Below are 12242 nucleotides of genomic sequence, written 5' to 3' on the forward strand. Positions count from 1 at the left end.
GGTCCGAATTGACAGATTTCTCCGTCCAAACCCAGCCGCAATCCGTAAAGTGGACAATCAGATCGCCACGTCCGTCAGACCTGGAAATTCTGGCCGACATTTATCTGGCCGTGCGTCGCGAGACCTTCGTGTGGGTCGATCCCTTAAGCTTCCGCCACGAAGATTTCCAAGCGCACACGCAAGGCGAACACCTGTGGCTCGCGGAGGCTCCGGATGGCGAGACCGCGGGCTTCATGACGCTGTGGCCGCCGGACGATTTCATTCACATGCTCTATGTCAGCAAATCCTGGCAAGGGCAGGGTGCCGGTGCCGCGCTGCTCGCGGCGCTGCCGGACTGGCCGCACAATAAGTATCGTTTGAAATGCCTGGTGAGGAACAGCCGCGCGAATGCCTTCTATCGTTCCAAGGGATTCATCGTTACGGGATCAGGCACATCAGCGGAAGGCGATTACGAAGAGATGAGCTTTTATCCGGGCGGGTAAGCGACCCTCGCCGACCCTACTGCAATTGCGGTTTCTTGAGGAACGCGTTGCGATCGGCGGACCTGACGCGCAGCCACGCCTCGCGGCCATCGCGCAGTACACGCATCGGGATTTCCGCGCCTGCGGGGCCGCTGCTCCAGACCTTGCGATAGAAATCGGCAAGTCCATCGACTTCGCCATCGCGGATTTCGGAAATGATGTCGCCTCGCCGCAAGCCGGCGTCAGCCGCCGGGCTTCCCTCGGCCACGCTCATCACGACCACATCGCCATTGCTTTCCGCGGAGAAGGCGCCGAGCCACGGCCGCGGCGGCTTGTTCACGCGGCCCCGAGTCGTCAGATCGTCGAGAATTGGTGGAAGCAGGTTGATCGGCACGATCATGTTGATGTCGGCAACCTCGCCGTTCTGGCTCATCTGCAGGCGCAGGGAGCCGATCCCAAGCAACTTGCCCTCGGCGTCAATGAGTGCCGCGCCTCCCCAGGAGGGATGCGCGGGTGTCGTGAAGATCGCCTCCTCAAGCAGATATTCCCAATAGCCGGCGAACTCCTGCTTTGCCACGATCCTGGCTTCCACGAACTGGCCGATGCCGTCCGCCAGCACGACGGGGTCGCCGAGGCTGGCTCCCGTGCCGTCGCCGAATTCCAATGCCGGCAGGCCGAGGTCGCCCAGCGCCTGAAGCAGGCCGAACCCGGTCTCTTGGTCATAGGCGAGCGGATGGGCCGCGATGACACGCCCGTCAAGCGAGGTCAGCCACACTTCCTCCGCCTCGGTGATCAAGTAGCCAATCGTGAGGACCAGTCCAGACTCCCTGATAACGACGCCGCTGCCTTCCCGGCGTGTGCCGAGTGTGCCGGCCGTAAAGGCGTCTTCCGGAATTGAGGAGCTAACGGCCACAACTGACCGCAGGATTTCGTCGATATTCATGGTCTCATCCTCGCAAGGCGCGGCGCGTGTGTCGCGAAACGACTGTGCCTGGCAGACGTGCAGTGGGGCCTATCTCATATAGCTATGGAGGTGGGCTTGTGGCTGCAAGTGCTTGCGCCCCGGAATTTCAGCCTGCGCCATGGCCTTTGTGCGCTGGCGAGCGCGTTACCGCGACGGCAACTGCCCGACAATTTCCTCGGCGCGGGTCTTATGGCGGTCCGCCTCTGCCTGCCAGCGAACGGCTTCCTTGGCCTCGGTGCGAGCGCGCTTGCGGTGTTTGCCCTGGTTTAGCCAGGTGGCGGCCGAGCCAACGACCATGCCGATGATCAGCGCGATGAAGATGAACACAAAGAATGGTGCCGACAGCGAGAGCACCCGGTCTTCCGGCAGGAATGGATTGAAGGCAAGCGTCACAACCTGTCTGTTGGCGACGCAGAAGATGACGAGGATGATTCCGAGTGGCAGAAAAATCAATAGGTTGGTGATCTTCTTCGCCATGCTCGGCCTCCGTATTTCAACGCTCGCCATCTTCGACGCAGCGCTTTGATCTGGTCAGCAGGATAGTGGGCCGGGAGCCAAGTTCAAGTGCGGTGTTGCCGCACGCAGCCGTGAGAGCGAGGATCAATCCTCTTGGTCGGCCTGTCCCGGATTGAGGCGCTCGCGAAGCTCCTTGCCGGTCTTGAAGAAGGGAACCCACTTCTCCTCGACGAAAACGGTATCGCCGGTGCGCGGGTTGCGGCCGGAGCGGGACGGGCGATTTTTCACCGAGAACGCACCGAATCCGCGCAACTCGACGCGGTTACCCGCAGCGAGCGCGTCGGTGATCTCGTCGAGCACCGCGTTGACGATATTTTCGACGTCGCGATGGTAAAGATGCGGGTTGCGGGCTGCAACTATCTGCACCAGTTCGGACTTGATCACGTTCGCCCCCTTAAATTATTGATTTCTTATCAGTCATGGCCAACCTGCCAAACTGAAAGGAGCCCGTCAAGGAGCAACTTTTGAGGCAGGATTCCGCCGAGATCGCGAGCCTTGGCAAGATTGTCGTAGCCAAACAGCGTTAGTATCTGAGACGCGCTGTCTGCGAGCAGGAATGGCGTGCTGCTCTTCCTGTCCCAATCGACCTCAGGCAGGCTCTTGCTGACCTTGCGTGTCTCAAGGTAGGCCCTGATCTCGTCATCGCCGCCGATCTGGTCGATCAGCTTGACTTTGAGCGCCTGACGGCCGGTGAAAATCGTGCCGTCCGCAAGCTTTTGGACCTCGTCACGCGGCAGCTTGCGCCTCTCGGCGACGAGATCGACGAACCAGCCATAGCTGTCGACAATCATATTGTTAATCATGGCCTTGGCCTCTTCGCTCGCGGGGTGGAACGGCGAGGGTTCGGCCTTCAACGGCGACGATTTGATTTCTTCCAGCGAAACGCCGATCTTGTCGAGCAGTGGCTTGACCTGCGGGTATTGGAAGATCACCCCGATCGAGCCGGTGATGGAGCTGTCTCCGGCAATAATCATATCGCCGGCGGTCGCGATCATATAGCCGGCGGAAGCGGCCAGCGTGCGCACGTCGGATACGACAGGCTTCTTGGCGGCGATGGCGCGGATCGCCTTGAAGATCCGCTCGCCGCCATAGGTCGTACCCCCCGGGGAGGAGATCGAGACGACCACGGCCTTCACCGCATCGTTCTTCTCGATCTTTTTCAGCCGTTCCAGCAGTTCGTCATCATCGGTAATCAACCCGGAAATGGTCACATGGGCGACGTGCGGCCGGCTGGTTGCAATATCGCCGACGAATAGCCGGTAGGCTGCGAATCCCAATACCACCAGCAGCAGTACCGCAACGACGCGCCAGAAACCGACCTTGCGGCGAAGCCTGCGGCGGTCGGCGATCATCGAACTGTCCATTCATTCCTCCAGGGGTGGCGAGCACGCGGGATCCCGCAAATCTAGGATTCCGGCGCCTTTCGGACGCGTTGATTTACCACGCGTCGGCACCTTTCTTGTTTGTTGCAGAAAAAAATCCATATTGGCAAGTCAGTGTAATAATGCGAAACGAACTGTGATCGGGCGCGACAATGCCTATATACGCTGCCTGATCACCGAGATGGACCTTGTTTATGCTCAACACTTTGAACACCACCGGGGAGGCTGACTACGTGAGGCCGGAGCGAAGCGCCTATGGCGCCGCGCGCTTCCATTCCGCGCGCGTGCGCCGCCTGAAGATCATTCTTCCAATCGCCGCCGTCGTGGTGTCCCTGGTCTTTATTGGTGTTTCCGTAATCCGCACTTATCTACCGGAGAACATCAAGATCGAGGGGGCGAAGATCGAGAACGGCAAGGTAGTGATGGAGAAGCCCGCGATCTCCGGTCGCAATTCCGATGGGATCAACTATTCGATGCTGGCCGAACGGGCGCTTCAGGATATCAAGAATCCGAACTTGATGACGCTGGAGAACATCAAGGCCGCGGTGCCGATGAAGGACGATCTGATCGCCCGCGTCGAAGCCACGGCCGCAGATTACGACCGTGCGACCGATAATCTCGATGTCAAATCACCTTTTGCGGTCCTTTTGAGCAACGGGCTGACGGCCAAGTTCCAGAGCGCCAAGGTTGACATCAAGGGCGGGAAACTCACGAGCGAGGATCCCGTAAGTATTCAGAAAGATAGCGCGTCTATTGTTGCGCGCTCGATCAAGATGACGGATAAGGGGCAGACGATCACATTCGAGGGGAATGTACGTATGAATGTCGATCCGTCCGCTATTCACAAACAGGGCACTTAACAGCCGGGTCACCATGACAAACGATTGTCGCATTTCTACCCGCAAGGCGGGAGCAGTATTTCTTAGTGGTGCAGTCGCGCTGCTGTTGTTGGCCGGAGGCGCCCTGGCGCAGGCAACAACCAGTCAGATGGATGGCCTGAAGCTGAACAGTGACGAGCCGATCCAGATCGAGAGCGACAAGCTGGAGATCCATGATCAGGAGCACACGGCCGATTTCACGGGCAATGTGAAGGTGGTGCAGGGCAAGACGACGCTGCAGGCCGGACATATGACGGTCTATTACAAGCCGAAGGTAGACGATGCCAATGCGGCTCCGGCGGCTGGCGCCAAGACCGCTTCGGCGTCGATTTCGTCGGGAAACGCCGATATCGATCACATTATCGTCACGGACAAGGTGTTTCTGAACTCCGGTACGCAGACGGCCACGGCCGACAACGGCTCTTTCGATATGGCCAAGCAACTTTTCATCCTCAAGGGCGACAAGGTGATCCTTACTGATGGACCGAACGTCTTCACGGGCTGCCAACTGACGGTGCACATGGAGACGGGACAGGCACAGTTGGAGAGCTGCGGGGGGCGCGTCCAGATTCAGCTTGATCCGAAGTCACAGAAACAGAACTGACCCCGGCCTTACCACGTGAAGTTATTCTCGCTATCGACCATGTTCGGCAGGTCCGGGGCCCAAGTGGCTGCTGGGACCCCCGCCGGTGACAAGAGCCGTTACCAGGGCACGCTGATTGCGCGCGGTCTGACAAAGACCTATAGCACGCGGCGTGTCGTGAACGGCGTGTCGCTGGTCGTTCGACGCGGCGAGGCTGTTGGCCTGCTGGGTCCGAACGGCGCCGGCAAGACGACCTGCTTCTATATGATCACCGGGCTTGTGCCCGTTGACGAGGGTACGATCGAGATCGACGGCAACGACGTGACGACGATGCCGATGTATCGCCGCTCGCGGCTGGGCGTCGGCTATCTGCCGCAGGAAGCATCGATCTTCCGGGGATTGACCGTCGAAGAGAATATTCGCGCCGTTCTGGAAGTGCATATCAACGACAAGGCCGCACGCGAAAAGAAGCTCGACGAACTGCTCGATGAGTTTCACATTCGCAAGCTGCGCAAGAACGCGGCCGTGTCGCTTTCCGGCGGCGAGCGCCGTCGCCTCGAAATCGCCCGCGCGCTGGCGACCGATCCGACTTTCATGCTCCTCGACGAGCCCTTCGCGGGCGTCGATCCGATTTCCGTGGCCGACATCCAGCACCTTGTGCATCACCTGACGGCACGCGGCATCGGTGTGCTGATCACCGATCATAATGTGCGCGAGACGCTCGGCCTGATCGATCGCGCCTATATCATCCATGCGGGTGAAGTCCTGACCCACGGTCGTGCCAACGACATCGTCAACAACCCCGAAGTGCGCCGCTTGTATCTGGGCGACAATTTCAGCCTTTGACGCGCTCCGCCGCCGCGGAAATTCACCTTCTGTGACAGTTCCGCTTGACCAAATAGAATAAAAAAGCAATTTTTGGGCCAACTTGGATTTCCGTGGCCTGAGCCCGTGGCAGGACGCGGTTTCCCGGAGGAGACGAACGGGAGTTTCGCGTCCGCTATGGCACTGTCGGCCAATCTTTTCCTGCGCCAGAACCAGTCGCTGGTCATGACACCGCAACTGATGCAGTCCATCCAGTTGCTGCAAATGACGCATTTCGAGCTGACGCAGTTTATTGCCCAGGAAGTCGAAAAGAACCCGCTGCTCGAGATTCCGTCAAATGATGCGGAATCAGGCAGTGAGCGCGGCGGCACGGAAGAAGAAACCTACGCGCCGCAGGTGGAAGAGCCCGGCGACGGTGGCTACGACAGCCGAACCGAGGTCTTGTCGGGCGATTGGTACGAGAGCGGCAACAACAGTGGTGCCAGCCGCCTCAACGACGAGCTCGATGCCAACTATGCCAACGTCTTTCCTGATGACGGCGTTCCGCAGCGCGCCGATGCTCCCGAACTGATCAGCCAGTGGAAGTCGATGCCGGGTAATAGCGAAGGGGCCGACAGCTACGATCTCGATGACTTTGTTGCCGGTCAGATATCGCTTCGCGATCACCTTGCCCAGCAATTGCCCTTTATCCTGCCTGATATGTCCGATCGCTTGATCGCCCAGCACCTTGTCGATCTGCTGGACGAGGCAGGCTATCTCCAGGGCGATGCGACGGAAGCGGCCGATCGACTGGGCGCAAGCGTCGACGATGTCGAGCGCGTGATCGCCGCTTTGCAGACGCTTGATCCGCCCGGTGTTTTCGCGCGCAATCTGGCCGAATGCCTGGCGATCCAGCTTCGCCAGAAGGACCGCTTCGACCCCGCCATGCAGGCGCTGGTCTGCAATCTCGAGCTTCTGGCCCGGCGCGATTTCGCGACGCTGAAGCGCCTCTGTGGCGTGGATGAGGAGGACCTTCTCGACATGCTGGGCGAGATCCGCCAGCTCAATCCGAAACCGGGCGCCGGCTTCGAGGCGGGAATGTCGGAAGCGATCATGCCCGACGTCGTCGTGCGGGCAGGCTCCGACGGCGGCTGGCTGGTCGAGCTCAATCCCGACACGCTGCCGCGCGTTCTCGTTAATCAGGCGTATTTTTCAAAAGTCACGAAGAATGGTGACGACCATGCCTTTCTGTCGGAATGTCTGCAGACCGCCAACTGGCTGACCCGGAGCCTTGATCAGCGCGCCAAGACGATCATGAAGGTGGCAAGCGAAATCGTGCGCCAGCAGGATGCCTTCCTGATGCACGGTGTTGATCATCTGCGCCCGCTCAACCTGAAGACGGTGGCCGATGCCATCAAGATGCACGAATCCACCGTCAGCCGCGTGACTTCGAACAAGTATATGCTGACACCGCGGGGGCTGTTCGAGCTCAAGTATTTCTTCAGCGTTTCAATCAGCGCCGTTGAAGGCGGCGACAGCCATTCGGCCGAGGCCGTGCGCCACAAGATCCGGACGCTGATCTCGCAGGAAAGCCCGGAAGCCGTGCTTTCCGATGACGACATCGTCGATATCCTGAAGCAGGGCGGCGTCGACCTTGCCCGTCGAACGGTGGCCAAGTATCGCGAGGCGATGAACATCGCTTCGTCGGTCCAGCGCAGGCGGGAGAAGCGGGCTTTGGCGAAGGTCGCCGGCTTTTGATAGTTGTCTGAAGCGACTACTGCGTGTATTCCGTAGTCCTAATGCATGTGTCTGTTGACATTTTGGTAACTTCTGGCTAGAAGCGCGCCGCAATTGGCGCTGTGGACAGCGTTGGAGTTATCCCCATCATCCTCAGGGTGCCTGAAGCCGGGAACTTCGGCCGATCTTGCTTGGGATCGCGCGAAGTGCTTGGATGAGGGTGAGCCTTGGCGTAGACTGGTACTCGCAAACCATCATAAGAAGGGAAACTCCATGAGTGTGCGTGTATCCGGTAAACATATGGAAATTGGTGACTCGTTCCGTCAGCGGATCGAGGACCAAATCGGTGTCGCCGTCACGAAATACTTCGACGGAGGGTATTCCGGTCAAGTGATCGTGCAGAAGGCCAACGCCCGGTTTTCCGCCGACTGCAAGCTTCATCTCGATAGCGGAGTTGTATTGCATGCCGCCGGGGAGGCGATGGATCCGCAGTTGGCCTTTGATGCAGCGTCCGAACGGATTGAGAAGCGTCTTCGCCGCTACAAGCGCAAACTGAAGGATCACCACTCCGGAAATCACCAGAATGGTTCTGCCGAAGTCGCGTATACCGTGATGGGTGGGATGTCGGATCACGACGACGAAATTCCGGATGATTTCGCGCCGGCGATTGTCGCCGAAAGCACCAAGCAACTGAAAACAATGTCGGTCGCGACCGCCGTGATGGCGCTCGACATGACGGACGAGCCGCTGCTGCTTTTTCGCAGCCCAGGCAAGGAACAACTAAACATCGTTTATCGTCGGCATGACGGTAACATTGGCTGGATCGATGCAGCCAGCATCAAAAGCTGAGATCAAGGCGAAGGGCGGCAGTTAGGCTGCCGCTCTCCTTTCTCGGCGCAGAAGGAAAATAAAATGGCATTGGCAGATTTGCTGCAGCAAAATGCGATAATTCCCGCCCTCAGGGTAAATTCCAAGAAACAGCTCCTCCAGGAATTGGCTGCAAAGGCGTCGAAAGTCACAGGGCTTTCGGAGCGGGAAATTTTCGATGTTGTCCTGCAGCGCGAGCGCCTTGGTTCGACCGGCGTCGGCAACGGCATCGCCATACCGCACGGCAAGCTCGCAAGCGTCCACTCCATCGTCGGCATCTTCGCGCGTCTCGATCAGCCGGTAGATTTTGAGGCCTTGGACGATCAGCCCGTGGATCTGGTGTTTCTGCTGCTGGCGCCTGAAGGTGCTGGCGCCGATCACCTCAAGGCCCTGTCGCGCATCGCCCGCGTGCTGCGCGATCATGATCTCGTCGCCAAGCTGCGTGCGACCGACTCCGCTTCGGCGATCTATGCGTTCCTCAACGAGGAGCAGACCTCGAACGCAGCCTGAGCATTCAACATTTCAGTAAAAAGGCGCCTGATTGCTCAGGCGCCTTTTTTTGTTTCAAGCGGTCGAACTCGGCTTAGAACTCTTCCCAGTTGTCCTGGGCAAGTGCTGCCGAGCCGTGTGTTTGAGGAGCCGCGCGGCGGGGGGCCGGTGCTGCGGCCTGACGATAGGTCGGTGCCCCGGTCGGAGCACGCATCTGCTGAGCCGTCGAGCGCAGTGCGGAAGCGTGACCCATGCCGGATACGCGGAAACGTGTCACGAGTTGCTTCAGCGTCTGGGCCTCGTCGTTGAGCGTGACGCTGGCTGCCGTCGTCTCCTCGACCATGGCGGCGTTCTGCTGAGTAACCTGGTCCATCTGGTTCATGGCCTGGTTGATCTCCTTCAGGCCGATCGCCTGTTCGCTGGCCGATGCCGAGATCTGGCGGATGAGGCCATTGATGCCCATGACCTGCTCGGAGATCTTGTGCAGCGTATCGCCGGCGCGGCCGACCAGATCAACGCCTTCCTTGACCTGCACGGCCGAGGTGTTGATGAGCGTCTTGATCTCCTTGGCAGCATTGGCGGAACGCTGTGCAAGTTCACGAACTTCCTGCGCGACGACGGCAAAGCCCTTACCGGCTTCACCGGCGCGTGCCGCTTCGACGCCGGCATTCAGCGCCAGCAGGTTGGTCTGGAACGCAATCTCGTCGATGACGCCGATGATGCGCGAAACCTCGGTGGAGGATTGCTCGATGCCCTGCATCGAGGCGATCGCCTTACGTACCACTTCGCCTGATTTCTCAGCATCCTGGCAGGCGAGGTTGACGTTGTCAGCTGCTGTGCGGGCGTTGTCGGCGCTGGAGTTGACCTGTGCGGTGAGCTCGTTGAGTGCGGCCGCCGTCTCTTCCAGGCTTGCCGCCTGCTGCTCGGTGCGCTTGGCGAGATCGGAGGCGCTGCCGCTGATTTCGCTGGTGCCGGAGCCGATGTTCATGACGCTGAGATTCATCGTGTTGATGGTTTCCTCGAGGCTTTCGAGCGCCGCGTTGAAATCCTGCTTCAGCTTGGCGTATTCGCCCGGGAAGTCCTCGGTGATGCGGTGGCCGAGATTGCCCTGCGACAGCTCGGACAGACCGGAGCCGACGATCGAGACGATATGGCGCTGCAACGTGATCGACTGCTGACGCTCCGTTTCCGAGCGGCCGCGCTCGGCTTCGGCGGCGTCACGCTGGCTGTTTGCCTCGGTCTCAAGGCGCTGTGCGTCAGCAAGCGCAAAGCGGAAGCCTTCAAGGGCCTTCGCCACAGAGCCGATCTCGTCGGCGCGATCCTGGCCGGCTACCGGCTGTTCGTACTTGCCGTCGCTGAGCGCCTTGACGGTGGCGACCAGGCCGCCGATCGGCCGCTGAACGAAGGCGCGGACCGCGAAGTAGAGAGCGATCATGACGGCGGCAAGCACGAGGATGCCAGCGACGATCATCAGCAAGGTTTGATCCTGCACAGGCGCGTTGATAGCTGTGTGTGGCACATCCACGAGGATCGCCCAGGTCGAGTTCACGTCCGGCAGGGCGAAGGGATAGATGACGCGGTCGAAGGGTTCGTAGCCGTCGAAAGTCAGGTTCTTGACGACCGCGGGCTGCAACGCCGAGAGCGCGCTCTTGACCGCATCAGCGCCTTCGCCGTCATAGTCCTTCATCGATAGATCGGGGATCGGCGCGACGATCCATTTGCCGGTCTGCGAGAGCAGCGTGACGCGGCCGGAGCCGAATGGATGAAGCGTCGAGAGCTTGTCGCGGAGCGATTTCAGTGAGATATCGACGCCGCTTACACCAATCATCTTGCCGCCGGACATGACCGGATAGGCAATCGAGGTCATCGCGGTGTTTTCGCCGGTCGTCGTTTCCGCGTAAGGCGGCGTCAGCGCGCCCTTCTTGCTTTCCGCGGCAAGCGCGTACCAGGCGGCCTTGTAGTCGGAATTGAAGGTGGAGAAGGTGAAGCCGCCATCCTTGCTCTTCGTCCAGTACGGGTTGAAAGTACCATCCTTGGCGGCACCGAAGTCGGCCTTGCCTGCCATGGACGGTGACTGGCCGTCGAAGGCGTTAGGCTCTTCGGCAAACCAGCTGCCGAAGGCGAACTGGTTGCGCTCGACGTTCGCCTTCAGCATGTCGAGAACGGCCTTGCGATCGAGGTATTTACCTTCCTGACCACGGCCGATCGAGCCGGCCATGGAACGTGCCGCTCCGGCTAGTTCTCCAACGGAGGAGGCGACCTCGTTGGCGATCGCCTTCGCTTCGAGATTAGCCTGATCCATGGTGAGGGTCTGGACGCGATTGCGCGTCTCACCGATCAGGAAGTAGTTGGACACGAGGAGGACGAGCGCGATGGCAATGCCGGTAATGAGGATAAGCTTGGCTGCAAGCGATTTCATGCGAAAGATGAACATGGATTCCTCGGGAAGCAAGGATGCGCCGAACGGGGCATTCATCGGCACAGGGGACGAGGCGTCGCCCCCTCATGGAGCAGCCGTTACAGAGCCCGGCCCCTGGAGAGGTCCGGTGATGGCAGGACCATCGCCGGAAACCTATTAAATTTGAATGAAATCTAATGAAAATCGACCGCATCTGCGCCAAGCGGTCGCGGCATGTCGCGGGAGGACTTGCCCTATAGCGCTTTTGCGACTTCGGCGCTCGACGGGATAGATGGCTGCGCGCCCCGCTTGAGGCACGCGATCGATCCGGCGACCGCCGCGCGGCGTAGAGAGGCCTCGAAATCCAACCCCTCGTCCAGGCTCGCCGCGAAGTAGCCGCAGAAGGTGTCACCGGCCCCGACCGTATCGACGGGCTCGATCTTCAGTCCCTTGGCGCGGGAAATGACACCATCGCGGATCGCGATCACGCCGTCCGCGCCGAGCGTCACGATCAGGGTCTGCCCGGTTTCTGCATTGAGCCGCTTCAATGCAGCCTCGCGATCATCTGCCGCCATGTTCTCCTGGCCGGCAAGGCGCTCGAACTCTGTTTCGTTTGCGATCACGATGTCGGCAAGGCGACCGAGGCGAGCGGCATCGTCGATCAGCGGGGCGAGGTTGAGAACGGTCGTCACGCCTTTGGCGCGGGCGCCGGCTAGCGCCTGCTCGACGGCCGGAACGGGAACTTCAAACTGAAGCATCAGGATGTCGTCCTTGCTCATGGCACCCACCGCCGCGTCGGCATCGGCTGGCGTCACCGTACCATTTGCGCCGGGCACAACGGCAATCATGTTTTCGCCGTCACCGCCGACGAGGATCAGCGCGGTTCCTGTCGGCTCGTCGACCTGCTTGACTGTCCCAAGCTCTGTACCGGCGTCTTTCAGGAGCGCGAGCGCTGGCTCCGCGAAGCTATCGCGGCCGACGGCGCCTGCCATGTGTACGATGCGTCCGGCGCGTCGCGCCGCCAGCGCCTGATTGGCGCCCTTGCCGCCTGCGGCGGTCGAGAAGCCATTGCCAGCGACCGTCTCGCCGGGTTTCGGCAAGCGTGCGGTGGTGGCGATGAGGTCCATGTTGATGGAGCCGAAAACTGTGATCATGGGTGTCCC

The 12242-nt window shown here is 60.2% G+C and carries 13 protein-coding genes; 7 read left to right on the forward strand and 6 right to left on the reverse strand.

What is annotated here, in order from left to right:
• Window positions 1-8: 8 nt before the first annotated feature.
• Window positions 9-482: a GNAT family N-acetyltransferase gene (locus NBG89_RS00235; RefSeq protein ID WP_431321224.1), complete on the forward strand. Its 474-nt coding sequence runs from the start codon at window positions 9-11 to the stop codon at window positions 480-482.
• A gap of 16 nt (window positions 483-498) precedes the next feature.
• Here the strand turns inward: NBG89_RS00235 and NBG89_RS00240 are convergent, their stop codons facing one another.
• The 4 genes from NBG89_RS00240 to sppA all read right to left on the reverse strand — a co-directional run bounded on the left by NBG89_RS00240 (window position 499) and on the right by sppA (window position 3305).
• Window positions 499-1404: a S1C family serine protease gene (locus NBG89_RS00240; protein WP_431321225.1), complete on the reverse strand. Its 906-nt coding sequence runs from the start codon at window positions 1402-1404 to the stop codon at window positions 499-501.
• A gap of 165 nt (window positions 1405-1569) precedes the next feature.
• Window positions 1570-1902: a DUF1049 domain-containing protein gene (locus NBG89_RS00245; protein ID WP_431321226.1), complete on the reverse strand. Its 333-nt coding sequence runs from the start codon at window positions 1900-1902 to the stop codon at window positions 1570-1572.
• A gap of 123 nt (window positions 1903-2025) precedes the next feature.
• Window positions 2026-2325 carry an integration host factor subunit beta gene (locus NBG89_RS00250; RefSeq protein ID WP_160007056.1) on the reverse strand — a complete coding sequence of 100 codons (300 nt, stop codon included), beginning with the start codon at window positions 2323-2325 and terminating at the stop codon, window positions 2026-2028.
• 29 nt (window positions 2326-2354) lie between these two features.
• Complete coding sequence (gene sppA / locus NBG89_RS00255; protein ID WP_431321227.1) at window positions 2355-3305, reverse strand: signal peptide peptidase SppA; 951 nt, start codon at window positions 3303-3305, stop codon at window positions 2355-2357.
• A 212-nt stretch (window positions 3306-3517) separates the two neighbouring features.
• On the opposite strand from sppA, the gene lptC reads away from it, so the two are divergent.
• The 6 genes from lptC (at window position 3518) to ptsN (ending at window position 8702) form a co-directional block, all read left to right on the forward strand.
• Window positions 3518-4183, forward strand: a complete 666-nt coding sequence (gene lptC, locus NBG89_RS00260; RefSeq protein ID WP_431321228.1) for an LPS export ABC transporter periplasmic protein LptC — start codon at window positions 3518-3520, stop codon at window positions 4181-4183.
• 13 nt (window positions 4184-4196) lie between these two features.
• Window positions 4197-4805, forward strand: a complete 609-nt coding sequence (locus NBG89_RS00265; RefSeq protein WP_431321229.1) for an LptA/OstA family protein — start codon at window positions 4197-4199, stop codon at window positions 4803-4805.
• Window positions 4806-4844: 39 nt separating this feature from the next.
• Complete coding sequence (gene lptB / locus NBG89_RS00270; RefSeq protein ID WP_431321230.1) at window positions 4845-5630, forward strand: LPS export ABC transporter ATP-binding protein; 786 nt, start codon at window positions 4845-4847, stop codon at window positions 5628-5630.
• 156 nt (window positions 5631-5786) lie between these two features.
• Window positions 5787-7346: an RNA polymerase factor sigma-54 gene (gene rpoN / locus NBG89_RS00275; protein WP_431321231.1), complete on the forward strand. Its 1560-nt coding sequence runs from the start codon at window positions 5787-5789 to the stop codon at window positions 7344-7346.
• Window positions 7347-7598: 252 nt separating this feature from the next.
• Entirely contained in the window at window positions 7599-8174 is a 576-nt protein-coding gene (gene hpf, locus NBG89_RS00280; protein WP_007787745.1) for a ribosome hibernation-promoting factor, HPF/YfiA family, read from the forward strand.
• 63 nt (window positions 8175-8237) lie between these two features.
• On the forward strand, window positions 8238-8702 hold the full coding sequence (gene ptsN, locus NBG89_RS00285; protein WP_007529605.1) for a PTS IIA-like nitrogen regulatory protein PtsN: 465 nt from the start codon (window positions 8238-8240) through the stop codon (window positions 8700-8702).
• A 73-nt stretch (window positions 8703-8775) separates the two neighbouring features.
• On the opposite strand, the gene NBG89_RS00290 is transcribed toward ptsN, so the two are convergent.
• Both NBG89_RS00290 and NBG89_RS00295 read right to left on the reverse strand, forming a co-directional pair.
• Window positions 8776-11115, reverse strand: a complete 2340-nt coding sequence (locus NBG89_RS00290; protein WP_431321232.1) for a methyl-accepting chemotaxis protein — start codon at window positions 11113-11115, stop codon at window positions 8776-8778.
• A gap of 218 nt (window positions 11116-11333) precedes the next feature.
• The gene (locus NBG89_RS00295; RefSeq protein ID WP_431321233.1) at window positions 11334-12233 is read right to left on the reverse strand and encodes a ribokinase; all 900 of its coding nucleotides are present in this window, start codon (window positions 12231-12233) and stop codon (window positions 11334-11336) included.
• Window positions 12234-12242 lie beyond the last annotated feature (9 nt).

Origin of the sequence: Rhizobium sp. YTU87027, from assembly GCF_050644135.1 — a bacterium.
GTDB lineage: Bacteria > Pseudomonadota > Alphaproteobacteria > Rhizobiales > Rhizobiaceae > Rhizobium.

Excerpts from the sequence above, each read along its gene's own strand:
- hpf (WP_007787745.1), top strand. The coding sequence starts at position 7,599 with ATGAGTGTGCGTGTATCCGGTAAACATATGGAAATTGGTGACTCGTTC.
- lptB (WP_431321230.1), top strand. The coding sequence starts at position 4,845 with ATGTTCGGCAGGTCCGGGGCCCAAGTGGCTGCTGGGACCCCCGCCGGT.
- sppA (WP_431321227.1), bottom strand. The coding sequence starts at position 3,305 with ATGGACAGTTCGATGATCGCCGACCGCCGCAGGCTTCGCCGCAAGGTC.
- rpoN (WP_431321231.1), top strand. The coding sequence starts at position 5,787 with ATGGCACTGTCGGCCAATCTTTTCCTGCGCCAGAACCAGTCGCTGGTC.
- NBG89_RS00290 (WP_431321232.1), bottom strand. The coding sequence starts at position 11,115 with ATGTTCATCTTTCGCATGAAATCGCTTGCAGCCAAGCTTATCCTCATT.
- ptsN (WP_007529605.1), top strand. The coding sequence starts at position 8,238 with ATGGCATTGGCAGATTTGCTGCAGCAAAATGCGATAATTCCCGCCCTC.
- NBG89_RS00240 (WP_431321225.1), bottom strand. The coding sequence starts at position 1,404 with ATGAATATCGACGAAATCCTGCGGTCAGTTGTGGCCGTTAGCTCCTCA.
- NBG89_RS00245 (WP_431321226.1), bottom strand. The coding sequence starts at position 1,902 with ATGGCGAAGAAGATCACCAACCTATTGATTTTTCTGCCACTCGGAATC.
- NBG89_RS00265 (WP_431321229.1), top strand. The coding sequence starts at position 4,197 with ATGACAAACGATTGTCGCATTTCTACCCGCAAGGCGGGAGCAGTATTT.
- lptC (WP_431321228.1), top strand. The coding sequence starts at position 3,518 with ATGCTCAACACTTTGAACACCACCGGGGAGGCTGACTACGTGAGGCCG.
- NBG89_RS00295 (WP_431321233.1), bottom strand. The coding sequence starts at position 12,233 with ATGATCACAGTTTTCGGCTCCATCAACATGGACCTCATCGCCACCACC.